The following is a 22,223-nucleotide window of genomic DNA, read 5'->3' as shown; positions in this document are numbered from 1 at the left end:
TCAAAAATTGAAATAGAGAAGCATTAAGTGTTCTAAAAGTGGTTCGACTATTAAGTCTTACTAAGGAACAAAATTATCTTTTAATACCATTTAGGCCTATTCCTTTATAATTCAATTTTAAATAGTGTACTTATTTATATCCCGCTCAAAATGCCAAAACTTAATAGGTACTATGAAGCTCCTATTAATCTTCTACCCCAATGAAATTTCAGTAAAACATTACCCAAAATAAGAGATGACAATATAACACTTGGAAAGACAAGCAAAATTACATACAAAGGAGGCAAAGCCTGTAAAAACTTTAATTGAAATAACCACAACAGTAAAGGTTGATGAATAATATAGATATAATAACTCGTTATATTGATGTTCTCAATAATTGGACTTTCATTGGATGTGGTACGTTTTTTTGCTATTGTAAAAAAAAGGAAAAGCATTGAAACCGACATAAGCCCTAATGGCAAATTTATAAATGCTCTGAATAAGGTTTTTAATATACCGTTTTGAATAAATTCAGGAATGAATAAAGACCCAATAAATAAAAGCGAATGCAAAAAAAATAAAATCCAAAATTTACCTTTTAATAATTTTGAAATAATTATACTGTTGTAATGGAAAAAGTAGCCTGTAAAAAAGAAAGGTAAATATTGAAAAGCTTTAGATATAGGATATAGCTCTAGAACAGAGAAACCAGGGTACAAGCAAAATAGAAGAACTACTGCTACAAAGCTTTTTAATGGATTTTTTTTGAAGTAGCTTTCTAAAGGGTAAAACAGCATAAAAATGGTGAAAATCATCAAAAGAAACCATAGATGACCTGCTCCCATCCAAAATTGTTTTAAAAAATCAAAGGTTGTATTGATGTCTATAAAGACTACAATATAAAGAGGAGCCAAAACAAAATAGGGTCTTAAAAGGCGAGCTGTTTTCTTTGATAGTAAAATGGTATAAGTAGGGTACTTTTTTAAGTTATTTCTTAGGTAACTGAAGAGGAATCCCGAAATGAAAACAAACAAAGGCATTGATATGGTAGAAATATATTTACCGGTTATATCTGCATATATATTATATTCATAAAAAGTGCTTACAGGCCACGAGCTCATAAAAGGCGCAAAACAATGTCTTAAGACCACGAGTAGAATGGCAATAGCCCTTAATAAATTAAGATCATCAATCTCTATGGCAGTTTCTTGAATATTTTTCATCATAGAAAGAGGTTGTAATTTCTATAGTTCATTTCTTATTGAAGGATTACTTAATATACGTAGAATGACAAATATTTATTTACTATTGAACAAAGTAGTTATCAAAATAGAATTTATTTCTATATCTAGTTTTTTCCCAATTAATAAAAAACTTCATCTCTATTTTTATCAGTCTAAGGTGTGATAATTATAATTACCCTTCAATATGCTACCCATATATTATCTCTTTAATGGCTAACTAATCAAAACTTTGTAGTAATCCATAATGAAGTCCATTAATTTTAAATATTTACTATGTATATTTTGTAAGGATTTTTGTTATGTGATTTCTTTGATTGTATAATCTGATTGGATATAAGGTTTATTTTATGTAATAGCAATAAATAAACAATGACTTTTGAAATTATAATCTCCCATCCACATCCTTTTTGAGAATACCTTTTACATCATAAAGAATACCTTCTGGTTTTAGCAGGCTCTTAAGCTCCATTTCTAAAAATTCGTTATGCGCTACCGTTAGCACAATAGCGTCAAACTTTTCAGTAGGAACATCTTTTGTTACTTTCATTTGGTATTCATGCTCCACTTGTTTCGCTGAAGCCCAAGGGTCATAAATGGTCACATTAGTACCATAAGACTTTAAGTTGTTGATAACATCTACTGCCTTTGTATTACGAACATCTGGGCAGTTTTCTTTAAAGGTGATGCCTAGTACTAAAATTGAACTCCCTTTTATTTTAATATCACGCTGCACCATTAACTTAATGACTTCAGATGAAACATATTTACCCATAGTATCGTTCATACGTCTACCAGCCAAAATAATTTCGGGATGGTAGCCAAACTCTTGTGCTTTTTGAGCCAAATAATAAGGGTCTACACCAATACAGTGACCCCCAACCAAACCTGGCTTAAAGGGAAGAAAATTCCATTTGGTTCCTGCAGCCTCTAAAACATCATGGGTATCAATACCCATTAAGTTGAAAATTTTGGCCAATTCATTAACAAAGGCAATATTAATATCACGCTGCGAATTTTCAATAACCTTTGCTGCTTCCGCTACTTTTATTGTTGGGGCTAAATGTGTTCCTGCTGTTATTACCGATGCATAAAGTGCATCTACTTTTTTACCAACTTCAGGGGTAGATCCAGACGTAACTTTAAGTATTTTCTCTACGGTATGTTCTTTGTCGCCCGGGTTAATACGTTCTGGCGAATACCCGGCAAAAAAGTCTTTGTTGTATATTAAACCACTTTGTTTTTCTAAAACCGGAATACACTCATCTTCGGTTACGCCAGGGTATACGGTAGACTCATAAATAACCGTATCTCCTTTTTTTAATACTTGGCCAACTGTTTCACTGGCCTTATATAAAGGAGTTAAAATTGGGCGATTAGTGCTGTCTACTGGTGTGGGTACCGTAACAATATAATAATTACAGTCTGCAATATCCGCTAATTGATTACTACAGAATAATCCTGTCTCTATTTTTGGGCTATCTTTTAATACCCCTTGTAAAATATCATCTTCAACTTCAAGTGTGCTATCATGACCTTTTCTAAGTTCATCGATACGTTCTTGATTAATATCAAAACCCACTACAGGGTACTTTGTTGCAAATAATCTAGCAAGTGGCAAGCCTACATAACCTAAACCTAAAATGGCAATTTTAATATCGTTCATATTTTTAATTCTTATTCATTTTGCTTTCGCTATGTTCTTCAAATTATGTTTTATTTTATGCTATTTTTTGGCTCTGTTACTTTTTATGAAACAAGGTAACCTGTCAATTATCAACTATCACTCAAACCATTATTTTAAATTCTCCCAATACCAATTCACAGCTTCTTTAAGTCCAGTCTTTATATCAAATTGTGGATCATAGCCTAAAAGTTCTTTTGCTTTATCTATGGAAGCTAAAGAATGTGGTACGTCTCCTGCACGAGTAGGGCCATAGGTATTTTCAACATTCTTTATTTCGGGATCGAAATCACTTAGATATTCTTTTAAGAGTTGGGTGAGTTCATTTAAATCGGTTCGTTCGCCATAGGCAGTGTTATATACGGTATTCATAGCGTTTTGGTTTTTTGTAACCATTGCACGCACATTCATTTGAATGACATTATCTATATAAGTGAAATCTCTTGAAAAAGAACCATCCCCATTGATAACAGGAGATTCATGTTTCATCAATTGCATCACAAATTTTGGAATTACCGCTGCATAAGCTCCGTTTGGGTCTTGTTTTCTTCCAAACACATTAAAATAGCGTAAACCAATGGTTTCTATACCGTATGTTTTACTGAATACATCTGCATATAATTCATTTACATATTTTGTAATGGCGTAGGGGGAAAGGGGTTTGCCGATAATATCTTCTACTTTTGGCATATTCGTAGAATCACCATAGGTAGATGAACTTGCTGCGTATATAAAACGTTTTACTTGGGCATCACGTGCTGCTACTAGCATATTTAAGAACCCAGAGACATTGACGTCATTACTAGTAATGGGGTCATTTATGGATCTTGGTACCGACCCTAGGGCAGCTTGGTGTAATATGTAATCAACACCCGTACAAGCGTTTTGGCAATCCTCTAAATTACGAATATCACCCTCAATTAAATTGAATTTGGGATTATCCATCAAAGGAGCCAAGTTCTCGCGTTTTCCTGTAGCAAAATTATCAAGGCAGGTAACTTGGTTTCCATTTTGTAATAAAGCGTTACAAAGATTAGAACCAATAAAGCCAGCACCGCCAGTAACTAAGATGTGAAATTTTGAATTGAGGTTATATAAATTCATCTGTTTAATTTGCTTTGCGATTTAGGATATGATTTTATTTTATTAAAATATAAATAAACTTTACTATAAGCTTAACCAACGGTATAGCACCTATATAAAATCATTATTAAGTTAATGGACCATAATAGGTCTTATACCAGTCAACAAATTGTTGTACTCCACTTTTTATTGGTGTATTAGGTCTGTAGTCGTAATCTGCAATTAAATCATCTACATTGGCCCAAGTTCTTTCAACATCACCAGGTTGCATAGGGTACATATCCTTTTTAGCTGTGGTGCCCAAACTTTCTTCTATTGCAGTAATAAAATCCATAAGCTTCACAGATTTACTATTCCCTATATTGTATATTTTAAATAGATTTTCCTTATCTGATTCTTTTACTATTGGCTTCTGAATAATGCGAACAACACCTTCCGTAATATCATCTATGTAGGTGAAATCACGTTCTAATTTACCATTGTTAAAAACCTTAATAGGTTTGTTGTTAACTATGGCGTCAGTGAATAAAAACATGGCCATGTCTGGTCTTCCCCACGGGCCATATACGGTAAAGAAACGTAATCCTGTGGTTTTAAACCCATACAAATGTGCATAGGTATGAGCCATAAGTTCATTACTTTTTTTGGTAGCGGCATATAAGCTAATTGGGTGGTCTACGGCGTCACTAGTTTCAAATGGTATTTTTTCATTCAGCCCATAAACGCTAGAACTACTAGCATATACTAAGTGTTTAATGTTGTAATTTCGACAACATTCCAAAATATTCAAAAACCCTACTACATTACTGTCCACATAAACTTCAGGGTTTTCTATACTATAGCGAACACCTGCTTGAGCTGCTAAATTGCAGACTTTGTCGAATGCTTCCGCTTTGAATAATAAAGGAAGATTTTCGCGATCTTCCAAAGCTAGTCGTATAAAAGAAAAATTTTCGTAAGTTGAACTAGATGCTAGATTGTTGAAAATTTCAGCATCGTTTTTTTCAATGCCTAATTCTTTTAATCTGTCATACTTGAGATTAATGTCATAGTAATCATTAATATTATCTAAACCAACTACGGTATGCCCTTGATCCAGAAGAGATTTTGCGACAAAAAAACCAATGAACCCAGCAGCGCCTGTTACTAAAATTTTCATGACTGCCCAATTTTATAATAATTAAAGCCTAAAGAATTCATTGTTTCGGTATCTAACAAACGTCTGCCATCAAAAACAAATGCTGGTTTTAACATGTTTTCATATATAGCAGCCCAATCGTAAGTCTTGAACTCGTCCCATTCCGTCAAAATAGCGATTGCATGAGCTTTTGCAGTTGCTTCTATAGGGTCATTTGTTACTTTTAATAATCTTCTGTTTTCTTCTGGAGAACGTGTGTTCAAATAATCAAGATCAGCATAAATGCGTTCGGCAGAAACCTTAGGGTCGTAGACTAAAATTTCAGCTTGCTCTTCCAATAAAGCATCAGCTACCGCTATTGCAGGAGATTCCCTTGTGTCATTGGTATCTTTTTTAAATGCCCAACCATAAAGAACTATCTTTTTACCAGAAATAGTATTGTACAATGATGAAATCATATGTTCTGCAAAACGACTTTTTTGATAATCGTTTGCTATAATAACCTGTTCCCAGTAATCGGCTACTTCCATAAGACCATAAGAACGTGCGATATATACTAAATTTAAAATATCTTTTTGAAAACAAGAACCACCAAAACCAACAGAAGCATTTAAGAATTTAGATCCAATTCGGCTATCATAGCCAATCGCTCTAGAAATCTCTTGTATGTTTGCGTCTGTCTTTTCGCATAATGCAGAAATAGTGTTAATTGAAGAAACACGTTGTGCTAAAAAAGCATTGGCAACCAATTTAGAAAGTTCAGAAGACCATACATTGGTTTGTAATACACGCTCTTTAGGTAACCATTGTTCGTATATTGAACTTAAAGTATCTTTAGCTTCCTGTCCTGAGGGTGTGTCATCGCCACCAATAAGTACTCTATCTGCATTTAAAAGATCCTCTATAGCTGTACCTTCGGCTAAAAATTCAGGATTCGATAATATCTCGAAATTAACTTTATTTCCAGTATGTTGTAAAATACTTTTAATAGCACTTGCGGTACGAACAGGTAGGGTAGATTTTTCGACAACAATTTTGTCATCTTTAGCAACTTTCGCAATATTTCTTGCACAAAGTTCTACAAATTTTAAGTCTGCAGCCTGCCCTTTTCCTTTACCGTAGGTTTTAGTTGGCGTATTTACAGAAATAAAGATAATTTGAGCCTCGTCTATAGCTTTGTCAACCTCGGTAGAAAAAAAAAGGTTTTTATTTCTTGCTTTACTAACAATTTCTTTTAAACCTGGTTCGTATATAGGTAGGTTGTCCAAATCTTCATCATTCCAACTATTAATTCTGTCCTGATTAATATCTACAACAGTAACTTTAATATCTGGACATTGACTTGCTATAACAGACATGGTTGGTCCACCTACGTAACCAGCGCCTATACAGCATATATTTGTAATTTTTTTCATGTTTTTTATTTGAATCACGTGCGAAATTTGCAAAGATAATTTAATAACTAGTATTTAGTCGTTAAAGAGTTTATTTAATAGATTTCATGTTTTTTTATCGTTGGGTACTAAATGTATTATATAACCTTTATAACAGGTATTATAACGGTTGAAAATAAAGTTATACACATTGTGAACTGCTATTTTACCTGTTTAGTATGATTTCATCCAATTTTTTTGAAGTTTAAAGTATTTTGGGTATTCCTTTTTCGTCGTTACTGTCATTGACCTATCTTCGTATAACCTAAAATAAAAATATTTTGAAAAAAGTTTTAATTACAGGTGGAGCCGGATTTTTGGGATCACATCTCTGCGACCGTTTTATAAAGGAAGGATACCATGTTATTGCTATGGATAATCTAATTACAGGAGATATCAGGAATTTGGAGCATTTGTTTCACTTAGAACAGTTTGAGTTTTTTCATCATGATGTCACTAAATTTGTACATATATCTGGAGATTTAGATTATATATTGCATTTTGCTTCTCCAGCAAGTCCTATTGATTATTTGAAAATACCGATTCAGACTCTAAAGGTGGGTGCCCTTGGTACTCATAACTTATTAGGTCTGGCAAAAGAGAAAAATGCTAGAATTTTAATAGCATCAACTTCTGAAATTTACGGAGATCCATTAGTACACCCGCAAACAGAAGAGTATTATGGTAATGTAAATACTATTGGGCCTCGTGGAGTTTATGATGAAGCCAAGCGTTTTATGGAATCAATAACGATGGCCTATAATAGGTTTCATGGTGTAGAAACTAGAATTGTTAGAATATTTAATACCTATGGACCTAGAATGCGGTTAAATGATGGTAGAGTTATACCTGCTTTTATTGGACAAGCGCTAAGGGGAGAAGATTTAACCGTTTTTGGCAAAGGAGATCAAACAAGGTCATTTTGTTATGTAGATGATGAAGTAGAAGGTATTTATAGGTTGTTATTAAGTGATTATGATATGCCTGTAAATATTGGTAATCCTCATGAAATTACTATTAAAGATTTTGCAGAAGAGATTATTAAATTGACTGGAACGAAGCAAAAAATTATTTATAAACCGCTACCTCAAGATGATCCAATGCAACGTCAACCTGATATTTCTAAAGCAAAAGAGATTTTAAAGTGGGAGCCTAAAGTGTTAAGAGAAGAAGGAATGAGAAAGACTTACGAATATTTTAAATCTTTGCCTTCTGATGATTTGTACAAAAGAGATCATAAAGATTTTAGTACTTTTAATAAGGCGTAAGTTGTTTCGTTATACTATCGAAAATTATGGTATAATGTAGTATTCAATAACATATTTATACGATATCATAATTTTAAATGAGTACAGAATTAAGTTAAATTCAATTTTAATTCTATTGACGATTTGAAGTTTTAGGTAGCATGTATTTTAGTTTCTAAAAGGCATTTTAGGTGTGATTTTTAACACATGAATTGTGAAAGTTTTTCGATTGGAAATTAAATTGAAATAATATGAAGGTAAATTCTTAAGGTGAAAGGTAGAATTTTACTATAAATGGATTGTTAAAAGTAGTTGAACGATTTAATTTTAGGATTAATCGAATTATGGTATTGCAATTTACCTTTAGTAAAAACTAGACGTACATTTACTTAAATACTAAAAGTCAAAAGTGATAGACACAAAAGAAAAAATATGGCTGTCCTCTCCTCACATGGGAGGGTCAGAACAAGATTATGTCAATGAAGCCTTTGATACCAATTGGATAGCTCCTTTGGGTCCTAATGTTAATGCTTTTGAGTATGCTATATCTGAAAAATTAGGAGATCAGGTGCATGTGGCAGCCTTAAGCTCTGGTACTGCCGCAATCCATTTAGGGTTGCAACTTTTAGGAGTTGAACATGGTGACGAGGTGCTTTGTCAAAGTTTTACTTTTTCTGCATCAGCAAATCCAATAATGTATTTGGGTGCTACGCCTGTTTTTGTAGATAGTGAAAAAGATACTTGGAATATGTCTCCCTCACTTTTGAGAAAGGCAATAGAAAATAGAATTATAGAAAAAGGAGTTCCAAAAGCGATTATTGCGGTACATCTTTACGGCATGCCTTATAAAGTAGAAGAAATACAGCGCATTGCAAAAGAATATAACATTCCAGTTTTGGAAGATAGTGCAGAAGCATTGGGAAGTACTTATATGAAAAGAGCTTGTGGAACTTTTGGCGATATCGGTGTACTGTCCTTTAACGGAAATAAGATAATCACTACTTCTGGCGGTGGTGCATTAGTATCTAGAAATAAAGCATATACAGATAGAGCAATATTTTTAGCTACACAGGCTAGAGATGACGCACCACACTATCAACATTCAAACGTAGGGTATAATTATCGAATGAGTAATGTTTTGGCAGGTATTGGTCGAGGACAAATGGAAGTACTACAAGACCGAGTTGATTCTCGTAGAGGTAACTTTGAATTTTATCAAAATAAGTTGGCTTCGTTGAAGGAAATTGAATTTTTGCACGAAGCAGATGGTTTTTATTCCAACCGATGGCTAAGTTGTATTCTGACGCCTTCATTTGAAATTCGAGAACGAATTCGATTAGCTTTGCTGGATGAGAATATAGAATCTAGACCGTTATGGAAGCCTCTCCATTTACAGCCTATTTTCAATGAATATAAAAAATTTGTTGACGGAACATCAGAATCTTTATTTAGTCGTGGACTTTGCCTACCTAGTGGTAGTAACCTTAGTCTGTCAGATTTAGAGCGAGTTACGGATTGCATAAAAAAAGTACTGTTATGATACTAAAATATTTGACTAATTCTTCACAACGCTACGCCTCAAAATGGCTTGTTTTGTGTATTGACCTTCTTATTGTCGGTTTTTCATTTGTATTGTCTTATCTGATTAGGTTTAATTTAACATTTGATTTTGACGTTAAGAATTTAATGGTTCAATTACCAATGGTAGTGCTTACCGCTTTAATATCTTTTCTTATAGTAGGCTCATATAAAGGTGTAGTGAGACACACAGGTGTGAGAGATGTATATAATATCTTTAATGCCGTATGTTTATCAAGCATTATTTTAATCTTTATTGTCATAGGAAATAGGCAATTAGATTTCATTAATAGCTTTACGGTGCCATTATCCATTATTATAATTAATAGTTTGATAACGTTTGTTGTTCTTACTGCTTCAAGATTCGTATTTAAATCGATGTATAATCGAATGAATGGTACTATTAAAGCGAATAAATATGTGTTAATTTATGGTGCAGGGGAATCAGGTGTTCTTACTCATGGTGCTATAACAAATCATTCTAAAAGTAGATATAAAGTACTAGGTTATGTCGATAGTGATGTAAAAAAAATCGGTAAAAATATTAATGGGGTGCCTGTATTTGGCAGGAAGTCTTTAACAGAAACTTTTATTGTAAAAAATAATATTTCAGAAATTATATTTTCAATACAAAATATTGACTCTAGAAAATTACGTAAAACCGTAGAGGGGTTAGTAGACTTGCCTATAATTGTTAAAATAGTTCCACCTATTGAAGATTGGATTAACGGAGAATTAAAAGTATCTCAAATAAAGCAAGTACAGATTGAAGATTTATTGGATCGTGCACCCATTAATATTAAGAATAGCAAGATTGCTATGGAGTTGATGAATAAGTCCATATTGGTAACAGGGGGTGCCGGGTCTATTGGTAGTGAAATTGTTCGCCAAATATGTAATTATTCATATAAATCACTTATCATAATCGATTCTGCAGAATCTGCACTGTATGACCTTCAGCAAGAGTTAAAGCAAAACGGATTTCATAACTTTATTCCTATCGTAACAGATATTCGAGATAAAAATCGGATGAATGCTTTATTTGAGGAACACAGACCAAATGTGGTTTTTCATGCTGCAGCCTATAAGCATGTTCCTTTAATGGAATATAACTCTTATGAAGCAATTAAAATTAATGTCGGTGGAACTAAAAATGTAGCTGACCTTTCTGTACTACATGGTGTTGAGAAATTTGTTTTTATATCTACAGACAAGGCTGTGAATCCTACTAATGTAATGGGTGCTACTAAACGAATCGCAGAAATGTACATTAGTTGTATGCAGAATGAGAACAAAACTAAATTTATAACTACACGTTTTGGTAATGTGTTAGGATCTAATGGATCTGTTATACCTTTGTTTAGAAAGCAAATAGAAAAAGGGGGCCCGTTAACATTAACCCACAAAGATATTACGCGTTATTTTATGACTATACCAGAAGCTTCACAATTAGTGTTGGAAGCAGGAGCTATGGGTGAAGGTGGTGAGATATTTATTTTTGATATGGGAGAATCGGTTAAAATTTATGATTTGGCTAAAAATATGATTAAACTTTCTGGTTTACGTTACCCTGAAGATATTGATATAAAGATTACTGGTCTACGACCAGGTGAAAAACTATATGAAGAACTTTTAGCCAATGGAGAAAACACGTTGCCAACGTATCATCAAAAAATCAAGATTAGTAAAGTTCGCGATGTAGATTATGCAAGGGTAAGATCTAAAATTGATGAATTGTGTATTACTAATATGTTTTTTAGTGGCAACACAGTTAAATTAATGAAAGAAATTGTTCCTGAATATGTTTCAAAAAATTCGCAGTTTTGTGAATTAGATAAAAATTCAAATATCAGTGATTTCCAAAATAAAACGACATTAAAAATTGTAGAACAATAATAACCATTCCAACGAAATTACCGTTGCTAAATTAATCTTCAAAATGATTAGAAAAAAAATTGAATTAAGTACATATTTAGTACTTGTAGTAATAGGGTTAGTTGTAACCTCGTGTGGCTCTAAAAAAGATGTGGTTTATTTTCAAGATGCACAAGATTATGAAACAATAGTTAGTGATAATTCACATAACAATACTTTCAAAATTGATGATGTATTGTCTATAAATGTTTCAACATTAGACGCTGAAGCAAGTCTACCATTTAATGTTTTTAAAGGAATTCAAGGAAACGGTTCTAGGCCAGAACAGTTAGATTATATTGTAGATAAACAAGGAAATATTGATTTCCCTGTACTTGGTGAAGTTAAATTATTAGGGCTGACGCCAGAGGAAACTAAAAAAATGTTAAAGGAAAAATTACAACCTTATCTTAAAAATCCTATTATTAATATTAGACTGGTGAACTTTACGGTTACTATTTTAGGTCAAGTAAATAACCCCGGAACTTATTTTGCAAATGGAGAACAAATTACAATATTGGAAGCGATTGGTTTAGCAAATGATTTAAATATTAAGGGAATGCGTAACAATGTATTGGTTATTCGTGATTTCAACGGTACCAAAGTGTATACCCGAATAGATTTAACAAGTAAAGATGCTTTGAATTCTCCTGTGTATTATTTAACACAAAATGATGTAGTGTATGTTCAACCTAACAAATCTGCAGTAACCTCTTCTACTTTGGATAATAGGGCAGGAGTAGCTATTTCTATTGCTTCCCTTTTAATTACAACTACGCTTATACTTATTAGATAGAGATTAGAGAAATTTCACTTACCCACTTCAATAGCATGCTATGAGTTTTTCAGATAAAAAAGAAGATATAAAAAATGTAATTTCTACCTACGCAAAGCATTGGAAATGGTTTGTGTTATGTGGTCTTGTGGCATTAATAATTGCATACGTTAATATTAGATATACTACTCCTGAATATGCTGTAAAATCGCAAATTCAAATAGTTCAAGAGAAAAACGCTGGTAATGAAATGAGTGTTTTTCAGGATCTTAATGTTTTTGGAGGTTCATCAAAACAAGTAGAAGATGAAATTGAAATTTTAGGCTCGAGATCTAATTTTATAGAAGTAGTCAAGGAATTGGGTGCTAATGTTCGTATCATAGCTTTAGGTAATATTATTAATTCTGAAGTGTATACTAATCCGCCTGTTAAAATAAATTTTATTGCAGCAGATTCAACTATAGCTAACGCCAATTATAGTTTTTTTATTGAATTTTCTTCAGATAATACTTTTGGATTTACTGAAAACGAAAATGTTCCGTCTAAAATATATTCATACGGTAATGGTATTTCAACTCCTGTAGGAGATATGGTAATTACTCCAAATGTAAAGGATCCTAAGGCTTTAATTGGTAAAAGATATCAGGTCTCTCTTAGTCCTGTCGAAAAGGTAGCACGTGCTTTTAAGTCGGCTGTTAATATTTCGGTAACTGCTGAATTTTCAAATATTTTAGATGTTTCTATGACTAGTGCCATACCCAAAAAGGCAAAAGATATTATAGATAAATTAATTGAAATTTATAATAGAAATGCCATTGAAGAAAAACGACGTATTGCAGACACTACTTCTGACTTTATTAACAACCGAATTCAATTAATTTCTGGCACCTTAACTAATGTTGATAAAGATGCCCAAGAATTATTGACTGAAAAAGGAATGACTGGTTCAGGTATTGAAGTTGGTGCTGCCGTTCAGGTTAGTGCTAGCAGTCGCTCGAATTTAGAGAATGCAAAGGTGCAGCTGCAAATGGTTAGTGGATTAAAAGATTATGTTGCTAGTGAAACAGGGTATGATCAAATGCCTGTTGTAGATGTTGGTAGTGGAGCCCTTAGCCAGGCAACTGTTCAGTATAATGCATTAGTAGCTGAAAGAAAGAGACTTTTAAAGAGTTCGAATGAGCAAAACCCTATGATTGTTAATCTTGATCAGCAATTAGATGGAATAAAAAATACTATGCAATCTAGCTTAAATTCATTAGAACGTAATGTTGGTATGAACGTGAGTACTTTGCAGAGTCAATTAGGGCGAATTCAAGGGACTATTTATTCCGCACCTGAAAATCAGCGAGAATTGCGTAATATTACCCGTAAGCAAGAAACGACAGAATCACTGTATTTGTATCTTTTACAGAAGAGGGAGGAATCACAAATTGCATTTGCTTCAGCGTCTCCAAAGTCTAATGTTATAGATACTGCGTATGTTTCTAGTCCTACGCCAGTAAAACCTAAAAAAGCAATAACTTATTTAGCGGCCCTAATACTAGGTTTGTTGTTACCATTTGGTGTAATTTATGTTAAAGATCAATTAGATACTAAAATTCATAATAAACATAGTTTAGAGAAATATACCAAAGATATTCCTGTCTTAGGTGAATTGCCTAGACTTGCTAAAAAGGATAGTAAAATAATTATTAATGATGATCGATCTGTATTAGCGGAAGCTTTAAGAATTATTCGTGCAAATTTGGACTTTTTAATCAAGACTAAACACGCCTCTGATAAAAACAAGAACAATATTATTTATATTACCTCAAGTACTCCAGGAGAAGGTAAAACATTTGTTTCTTCTAATCTATCGATGATATTGGCAAGTACAGATAAAAAAGTGTTATTGGTTGGTGCAGATATTAGAAACCCTAAATTATATTCTTTCTTTTCAGGGGATTCTGTAGATAAGCTTAAAACTGCTACTAGAAATAAGGATGCAGGTTTAACAGAATACCTATTAGATGATACTATTGGTGTTAAGGATATTATTAGGCCAATGTTGGTACATAATAATACTATAGATGTCATTTATTCAGGAAAGATACCACCAAACCCTGCAGAACTATTAATGAGTTCTAAGGTAGAAGAATTGCTGAAAGAAGTTTCTGAAATGTACGATTATGTCATTGTAGATACAGCTCCAATGATGGTGGTAAGTGATACATTATTAATTGCACCTTATGCTAATCATATTATTTATGTAACAAGAGCTGGTGTTACTGATGAAACTGCCGTTAAATTCCCATTGAATTTACGTGATGAAGGTAAATTGAAAGGAGTTTCCTTCGTAGTAAACGATGTAAGTTTAGATAGCTTAGGCTACGGTGGTAAATATGGTTATGGGTATGGTAAAAATGCTAAAAAATGGTGGAAATTCTAAAAGTCTTTAGTAATAATTATAATTTAAAGCACAGTTAATTTTGCTTGTATTTTCAAAATATATTAATAAAAAAAGCCGTCTTGCGGCTTTTTTTATGCGTATAAATTAAGGAAATAGTATAAGTAAGTTGTAGCCTTTTAACTTTCTGTTTTCCATTTGTTTAGCTTCCTTTTACTTTTGATTTTATAGGACGTTTGGTGTTTCTTTATATCCTATTTCTGGTTTATAGCTTTTTTCCTACTATTTCGTGTGTTTTTTATATCTGTATTTTATCGAGTAACATTAAGGTTTAAACGAATATAAGAAGGGTAATATTTTTTCAAAGTGTTATTCGATTATATTTGTTTTAAAATTAAATGACCGTGAAAATCGGTTACATATTAGCATCACTTTATTCTATAGAATATGAAACATAAATGCCTAAAATCATTTTCATTTATTTCACTTGTCACTACCCTTTTGTTTAGTGTTTTGGGAATTAGCCATTTAAATGCTCAAATTAATTTTGGGCAGAGTAATTTGAATCTTAATGGTTTTGCTTCCTTTCAATCTGGAATAACTGCATTAGAATTTGGTCCTGATGGAAGGCTATATGTCGCTGAATATACAGGTGCTATAAAAGTTTTAACAGTAGAGAAGGTAGCCGCCAACAATTATATCGTAATGGATATGGAAATTTTGAATTCACTTGCCAATATTCAAAACCATAATGACGATGGTTCGCTTAATAGCTCAACCCAAAGGGAGACTACAGGGATAAAGGTAGTTGGTACGCCTCAGGAACCTATAATTTATGTTTCTTCTAGTGATATTCGTATTGGAGGTAATGTTAATAAAGGAGATACTAATTTAGATACGAATTCAGGAATCATAACTCGCTTTACTAAAACTGGGTCAGTTTGGTCTGTTGTAGATATAGTACGTGGATTACCAAGGTCTGAAGAAAATCATGCTACAAATGGCATTCAGTTTACCACTATTGGTGGAATCGATTATTTATTGGTTGCTCAGGGCGGACATACAAATGGAGGAGGGCCTTCTAATAACTTTGCATTTATAACTGAATATGCTCTTTCTGGTGCGGTACTATCTATTAATTTAACAGCATTGGAAGCCTTACCTATTTCCAATGATGCTGGTAGAAGTTATATATATGATTTACCTACTGTTGACGATCCTACACGAAATAATGTTAATGGAATTACAGATCCTAATAATCCAAATTACGATGGGGTGGATGTAAATGATCCGTTTGGTGGAAATGACGGACTAAACCAAGCTAAATTAGTTATTGGCGGACCTGTTCAAATTTTTTCTCCAGGATATCGAAATGCATATGATTTAGTGATTACTCAATCTGGAGCGGTGTATGTAACGGATAATGGGGCCAATGTGGGCTGGGGTGGATTCCCTATAAACGAAGGTACCCCTTTTGTAAACAATGACTATGATCCAAACGAAACTGGAGGAGGAGGTATTAGTAACCCTGCTCCCGATGGTGAGTATATAAATAATCTTGACCACTTGGAGCTCATAACAACCAATGTTCAAAATTATACATTTGGGTCTTATTATGGAGGACACCCTAATCCTATTAGAGCGAACCCTATAAGTGCGGGACTGTATACTGATAACGGTACGACAGCAGTTTTTAGAACTAAAATTTATGATCCTAATGCAGATGGTACTGATCCAAATACCACTGCAAATGTGGCAGAAGCACTTCCGGCAGATTGGCCACCAGTTCCTATAAATTTAGCTAATCCTGTCGAAGGAGATTGGCGAGGACCAGGATTACCTAATCCTGAGGGTGATGATGATGCGATAATTACAGGTTGGGGAACTAATACAAATGCTATTGTAGAATATTCAGCTAGCAATTTTGAAGGTGCTATGGAAGGCGATTTATTAGCTGGTGTAAATACTGGAGTTGTGAGAAGGGTTGAGTTACAGCCAGATGGTAGCCTTGAAACCTTATCAAGCACATTTATAACAGGAATAGGAGGTAATGTATTAGGTTTAACCGCTCAAGGTGGAAGTGATATTTTTCCAGGAACGATTTGGACTGGTACCTTAAACGGTAAATTAGTTGTTATAGAACCTGCGGATGCGGTAAATTGTATTGACCCCAATGACCCTCTTTATGAAGCTTTAGCTGATTATGATAGTGATGGATATACAAATCAAGATGAAGTTGATAATGGTACTGATCCCTGTAATGGAGGGTCTCAACCCGATGATTTTGATAAATCTGCAGGAGCTCCTTTTGTTTCTAATCTTAATGATCCAGATGATGACAATGATGGGATACTGGATAGCGAAGATCCTTTTCAGTTAGGAAATCCTGATACTGGTGGAAGCGATGCCTTCATGCTGCCAATACAAAATGATTTACTTAATAGTCAACAGGGTATTGGAGGAATTTTTGGTTTGGGTATGACTGGTCTTATGAATAATGGGGATACGGGTCCCAATTGGTTGGATTGGATTGATAGACGGGCCGAAGAAGGAGATCCTTATAATCCCAATGAACCCAATATTAATGATGTTCTCGGAGGGGCACCAGGAATTATGACTTCACATATGCGATGGGGTACAGCTAAAGGAACTTCTAATGATCAGGAAAAAGCTTATCAGATGGGGGTACAGGTAAGTGAAACTACTGGTGATTTTACTGTGGAGGCTTGGATGAAAAACTTTGATAGTAATCTGCAACTTTACGGTAATTCTAATGCAATTGGCGGTGAGTTAGGTATTTTCTTAGGAACAGGTTTTCAGGATAATTTTGTGCAATTTGTTATTACCCAAAATGGACTATCTGTAATACAAGAAGTAAATGATGTTCTTGATACTGCGAACGCTCTTTTCTTACCATTACCTGAAATAGATAGACCAAGTTCGAATTTATATCTTTATATAGTGGTTAATCCTATAACGGGGGTTTTACAATTCGATTACAAAATTGAAGATGGGGTACGGCAAACATTAGGTACCATTACAGCTACTGGGAATACTTTAGTCGCAATACAAGATGCGAATACCGATTTGGCTGTAGGATTTATTGGTACATCTAATACGGTCGGTGTAGAATTAGAAGGAAGTTGGGAGTACCTCAAAGTGAGTACCAATATACCATCAATAGTAACCGAAATTCCAGATTTATATCGATATATTAATTCGAATGATGAGGTAATTGAATTGGATAATTATTTTGACGATAATAATGGAGTTTCCAATCTTATATATACAGTTGAAAATAATTCGAATACGAATGTAGGTGCGGTTATTAATGGTAATGAGTTAACTTTATCTTATCCTGGTGTAGCAGCAATATCAAATATTACAATACGTGCTACAGATGCAGAATCTAATATTGTAGAGCAAACTTTTGAAGTTAATGTTACAGATTCACCGATTGTTTTATATCGTATTAATGCGGGTGGACCGCAAATAGCGGCCATTGATGGCGATATTGATTGGGAGCAAGATACTCCTACAAACAATTCCGCTTATCTTACTGTTCCCGGAAGTAACCAATCTTTTGCCTTTACAGTAAATAGTGGTCCTACTGTTCCTTCTACAACACCAAGTTCCATTTTTAATACCGAAAGAGCGGATAGTGCTAAAGGAGCACCGAATCTTACATATTCATTTCCGGTGGCACAACAAGGCAATTATGAAGTAAGACTTTATATGGGTAACGGCTGGTCAGGAACTTCAGCTGCTGAACAACGTTTGTTTGATGTTCAGTTAGAAGGGATTACTTATCCTGCTTTGAATGATATAGATCTATCAGGAACTTTTGGGCATCAAGTAGGTGCTGTAATAAGTCATGTTATTAAGGTAACCGATGGTGTTATTGATATTTCTTTTGTCCATGGAGCTATTGAAAACCCTATGATCAACGGGATTGAAATTTTGGATGCTTCCGATTCTGAAACACCTATATATGTGGCAGATATTGAAAATCAAAGAACTCCTGTTGGTGAGCAACTTGACGGCAGTTTAACTGTAATTGCTTTCGGTGGTGATGGCAATAATAAAAATTATACAGCAGTTGGTCTTCCTCCAGGATTGGTAATTGAACCTACTAATGGACAAATAGGGGGTACTGCTGAAGTTGGTGCTGAATTAAATAGTCCTTATACTGTTACCATTACGGTAGATGATGAGGATGGATTAACTAATGATGCGGTCGTTATTACTTTTAATTGGATCATATTTGATGCTATTACATATAGAGTAAATGTAGGAGGTGATTTGGTTACTGCTACTGACGATGCCACAGATTGGAAGTTTAATAATACAAATGGGGCATATACATCAGGTATGTATTCTGTAAATACAGGATTTTCTATAAATTCTACATTAGAGTTCAATAAGAAAGATGCAACTGTACCAGCTTACATTGATAAAACCACTTTTGATGGAATTTTTGGAAGAGAACGCTATGATGCTGCTACAGGAAATGAGATGGAATTTAAATTTCCTTTGCAGAATGGAGATTATGTCGTAAATCTTTATTTAGGAAATAGTTATGAGCCAGCAAATGAGATAGGTGATAGAATATTTGATATTTCATTGGAAGGAGTTATCGTTAAAGATAATTTGGATTTAATTTCTGAGTTCGGACATTTGACGGCGGGTATGCTTTCTTTTCCAGTGAGACTTAATGATGGTGAAATAAATATTCTATTTCTTCATGGAGTTGCTGAAAACCCTATAGTTAGTGCTATAGAAATTATAGAGGTAGATTCTTCAAATCCTACTTTAACAATATCATCTATAGCCAATCAATCGAATGACATAGACGAAGTAGTTAATTTCAATGCCTCTGCTTCTGGTGGTGACCCTGGTGAGGATATCATTTATTATATATCTGGTCAACCAGACGGTATTAGTATAGATTCAAGTAGTGGTCAAATTAGCGGAACAATTGAAGCAACAGCTTCTATTGGTGGACCAAATAGTAATGGTGTACATAAAGTAGTAGTTACCGCGAATAAACGGGGTTCTGCTCCAGCAAGTACCTCATTTACATGGACTATGGCTTCAACTTGGGTCAATAAGAATGAAGATGAGACGTATACGGCGAGACATGAAAATTCATTTGTTCAGGCAGGTGATAAATTCTATCTAATGGGTGGAAGGGAAAACGCCAAAACGATTGATATATATGATTATAATTCAAATACTTGGAACTCGTTGGTTGATTCAGCTCCTTTTGCATTTAATCATTTTCAAGCTACGGAATACCAAGGATTAATTTGGGTAATAGGCTCCTTTAAGGATAATGCCTACCCGAACGAAACCTCTGCTGAATTTGTATGGGCATTTGACCCAACTAATGAAGAATGGATTCAAGGTCCTCAAATACCTGCCAATAGAAGAAGAGGGTCAGCAGGATTGGTTATGTACAATAATAAGTTTTATGTTGTTGCCGGTAATACTCTAGGACACAATGGAGGCTATGTTTCATATTTTGATGAATTTGACCCTGCAACTGGTGTATGGACAGTCTTGACCAATACGCCAAGACAAAGAGATCACTTTGCTGCCGTAGTTATTAACGATAAATTATATGTTTCAGGTGGTAGACTTTCAGGAGGACCAGGAGGAACATTTGCACCAACAATAGATGAGGTTGATGTATACGATTTTGTAAGTCAAAGTTGGACCACATTGCCAGCTGGTCAGAATATTCCAACATCAAGAGGTGGATCTTCTGCAGTTAATTTTAACGATAAATTAATGGTCATTGGTGGGGAAAGTGAAATCGCTGGACCTTCTTTAACAACCGTTGAAGAGTATGATCCAGTAGCTCAATCATGGAGTACATTGCCTGGTTTGAATTCACCTAGACATGGTACTCAGGCTATAGTTTCTGGAAATGGCATATTTATCTTGGCCGGTTCGCCAGTACAAGGAGGAGGGAATCAAAAAAATATGGAGTTTTATGGTGAGGATGCACCTGTAGGTAGTCCAAGTATAGCTAGCGACCTTACTTCATTAAGCGGTTTGTTGATTGCTGATGGAGCAACGGAATCCATTGATTTGAATTTAGAAAATGGTAACGTTGGGGTATTTATTACTTCAATGATTATTTCTGGTACGAATGCCAGCGATTTTAATATAGTATCAGGGGAGTTAACCAATCAATTGTTAAATCCTAATACTGTACATCCTATAGAAATTTCCCTCACAGGTACTGGAGCTAATAGAAGTGCTATTTTAACCATTAATTATGGAAATAATTCTTCTAAGGAAATCAATTTATCCAATTCAATTGATGTGCCGGACGTAACTGATCCTGGAACTCAAAATAATAACGAAGGTGATATTGTTTCCCTTCAAATTAATGCAACAGGGGCTTGTACAGATGAAACATACAGCGCTACAGGCTTACCTTCGGGTTTAACAATTGATGCCAACACGGGTTTAATTACTGGAACGGTTTCTAATGGTGGTTCAGGAACTGGTGCGTATCAGGAAAATAATGGTCTGGTAGTTATAGAAATGGAGAGTTTGACTTATGGAAGTAATTGGTCTGAACAAACCTCTGCGTCTGGTTTTACAGGTGATAGCTATCTTTTTAATTCAGTAGATAGTTTTGGTAGCCCAGGTAATGGTACCATTACTACTCAGGTTGAAATAACGACACCAGGACTTTATAGATTTCAATGGTACAATAAGATTGGAATCATTGCGGCTACTGACCCGACTACAGAGCATAATGATGCATGGCTACGTTTTAACGATGCGGATGATTTTTATGGAGCTATAGATGATGCAGGAACTACAGGTATTGTTTATCCTGTGGGAGTAGGAAAAACACCTATTGTCCAGGGTGCTTCTTCAGGTGGTTGGTTAAAAGTATATACCAACACCATTGCATGGAATTGGAATACAAAAACCAGTGATAATGATGCACGTAAAGTTTTTGTACAATTTGACAATCCAGGTATTTATACTATGGAAGTTTCATCCAGATCTGATGGTCATCTTATTGATCGTGCGACTTTACATAAAGTAGATCAAAATTATACCCCAACTCAGTTGTTAGCCGCTGCTGAGTCTCTTCAGGGAGGTGGAACCAATGGTGCTGCGGATAATAGCCCTTATAATGTAGAGGTAACAGTAACAGACGACTGTAGCCCTTCTCAATCAAATACAGTTGAATTTGTTTGGAATATTGGCGAAGCTGGTAATCAAGCTCCAGTAGCTGTGTTAGAGGCAGATGTTATAACAGGTGATGCTCCATTGACAGTGAATTTCACAGGAAGTAATTCAACTGATGATACAGGGGTGATAAACTATTTGTGGGACTTTAAAGATGGGACCCCAAATGAGATGATTGCGGATCCAACACATATCTTCAATACACCTGGTACATATGATGTAGAGTTAACGGTTAGTGATGGAGTTCTAACGAATCTTGCTACTTTAACTATTACAGTTAATACACCAGCTAATCAAGCTCCAACGTTGACGAATCCAGGAGTTCAAAATGGTTTAGTAGGAGATGTTGTCTCGTTACAAATAGATGCTACAGATACAGAGGACGATGGTATGGCCTATTCGGCTACCAATCTTCCGACCGGACTTTCGATAGATATGGTAACGGGATTAATTAGCGGAACCATTACTACTGGTGCTGCCAACAATAGTCCTTACGCAGTCGATATCACGGTAACGGACGACGGTACTCCGTCGGAGTCTG

General features: G+C 34.5%; 11 protein-coding genes. 6 read left to right on the top strand and 5 right to left on the bottom strand.

Features of this window, described 5'->3' with window-relative positions:
* Nucleotides 1-170: 170 nt before the first annotated feature.
* The 5 genes from B5X55_RS08050 to B5X55_RS08030 form a co-directional block, all read right to left on the bottom strand.
* Nucleotides 171-1,208 (bottom strand): acyltransferase, encoded by a 1,038-nt coding sequence (locus B5X55_RS08050; protein WP_079512102.1) that lies wholly within the window; start codon nucleotides 1,206-1,208, stop codon nucleotides 171-173.
* A 400-nt stretch (nucleotides 1,209-1,608) separates the two neighbouring features.
* Complete coding sequence (locus B5X55_RS08045; RefSeq protein WP_079512101.1) at nucleotides 1,609-2,889, bottom strand: nucleotide sugar dehydrogenase; 1,281 nt, start codon at nucleotides 2,887-2,889, stop codon at nucleotides 1,609-1,611.
* Nucleotides 2,890-3,018: 129 nt separating this feature from the next.
* Nucleotides 3,019-4,011 (bottom strand): SDR family oxidoreductase, encoded by a 993-nt coding sequence (locus B5X55_RS08040; protein ID WP_079512100.1) that lies wholly within the window; start codon nucleotides 4,009-4,011, stop codon nucleotides 3,019-3,021.
* Nucleotides 4,012-4,117: 106 nt separating this feature from the next.
* The gene (locus tag B5X55_RS08035; protein ID WP_079512099.1) at nucleotides 4,118-5,149 is read right to left on the bottom strand and encodes an NAD-dependent epimerase; all 1,032 of its coding nucleotides are present in this window, start codon (nucleotides 5,147-5,149) and stop codon (nucleotides 4,118-4,120) included.
* Nucleotides 5,146-6,543 carry a nucleotide sugar dehydrogenase gene (locus B5X55_RS08030; protein ID WP_079512098.1) on the bottom strand — a complete coding sequence of 466 codons (1,398 nt, stop codon included), beginning with the start codon at nucleotides 6,541-6,543 and terminating at the stop codon, nucleotides 5,146-5,148. Before B5X55_RS08030 ends, B5X55_RS08035 begins: the two co-directional genes overlap by 4 nt.
* Nucleotides 6,544-6,842: 299 nt before the next feature.
* Between B5X55_RS08030 and B5X55_RS08025 the strand changes: the two genes are divergently transcribed.
* The 6 genes from B5X55_RS08025 to B5X55_RS08000 form a co-directional block, all read left to right on the top strand.
* Nucleotides 6,843-7,829 (top strand): UDP-glucuronic acid decarboxylase family protein, encoded by a 987-nt coding sequence (locus B5X55_RS08025; RefSeq protein ID WP_079512097.1) that lies wholly within the window; start codon nucleotides 6,843-6,845, stop codon nucleotides 7,827-7,829.
* A gap of 391 nt (nucleotides 7,830-8,220) precedes the next feature.
* Nucleotides 8,221-9,348 (top strand): DegT/DnrJ/EryC1/StrS family aminotransferase, encoded by a 1,128-nt coding sequence (locus B5X55_RS08020; RefSeq protein ID WP_317042699.1) that lies wholly within the window; start codon nucleotides 8,221-8,223, stop codon nucleotides 9,346-9,348.
* Nucleotides 9,345-11,282 (top strand): polysaccharide biosynthesis protein, encoded by a 1,938-nt coding sequence (locus B5X55_RS08015; protein WP_079512096.1) that lies wholly within the window; start codon nucleotides 9,345-9,347, stop codon nucleotides 11,280-11,282. The genes B5X55_RS08020 and B5X55_RS08015 overlap by 4 nt, the downstream gene beginning before the upstream one ends.
* A 43-nt stretch (nucleotides 11,283-11,325) precedes the next feature.
* On the top strand, nucleotides 11,326-12,096 hold the full coding sequence (locus tag B5X55_RS08010; RefSeq protein ID WP_079512095.1) for a polysaccharide biosynthesis/export family protein: 771 nt from the start codon (nucleotides 11,326-11,328) through the stop codon (nucleotides 12,094-12,096).
* A 40-nt stretch (nucleotides 12,097-12,136) separates the two neighbouring features.
* Entirely contained in the window at nucleotides 12,137-14,503 is a 2,367-nt protein-coding gene (locus tag B5X55_RS08005) for a GumC family protein (RefSeq protein WP_079512094.1), read from the top strand.
* A gap of 405 nt (nucleotides 14,504-14,908) precedes the next feature.
* On the top strand, nucleotides 14,909-22,223 hold a 7,315-nt coding region (locus B5X55_RS08000; RefSeq protein WP_079512093.1), incomplete at its 3' end, for a malectin domain-containing carbohydrate-binding protein.

This window comes from Maribacter arcticus (genome assembly GCF_900167935.1).
GTDB lineage: Bacteria > Bacteroidota > Bacteroidia > Flavobacteriales > Flavobacteriaceae > Maribacter > Maribacter arcticus.
Note: the sequence above shows the minus strand (reverse complement) of the source record. Positions and strands in the feature narration are given on the sequence as shown.

Excerpts from the sequence above, each read along its gene's own strand:
- B5X55_RS08050 (WP_079512102.1), bottom strand. The coding sequence starts at position 1,208 with ATGATGAAAAATATTCAAGAAACTGCCATAGAGATTGATGATCTTAAT.
- B5X55_RS08045 (WP_079512101.1), bottom strand. The coding sequence starts at position 2,889 with ATGAACGATATTAAAATTGCCATTTTAGGTTTAGGTTATGTAGGCTTG.
- B5X55_RS08040 (WP_079512100.1), bottom strand. The coding sequence starts at position 4,011 with ATGAATTTATATAACCTCAATTCAAAATTTCACATCTTAGTTACTGGC.
- B5X55_RS08035 (WP_079512099.1), bottom strand. The coding sequence starts at position 5,149 with ATGAAAATTTTAGTAACAGGCGCTGCTGGGTTCATTGGTTTTTTTGTC.
- B5X55_RS08030 (WP_079512098.1), bottom strand. The coding sequence starts at position 6,543 with ATGAAAAAAATTACAAATATATGCTGTATAGGCGCTGGTTACGTAGGT.
- B5X55_RS08015 (WP_079512096.1), top strand. The coding sequence starts at position 9,345 with ATGATACTAAAATATTTGACTAATTCTTCACAACGCTACGCCTCAAAA.
- B5X55_RS08010 (WP_079512095.1), top strand. The coding sequence starts at position 11,326 with ATGATTAGAAAAAAAATTGAATTAAGTACATATTTAGTACTTGTAGTA.
- B5X55_RS08005 (WP_079512094.1), top strand. The coding sequence starts at position 12,137 with ATGAGTTTTTCAGATAAAAAAGAAGATATAAAAAATGTAATTTCTACC.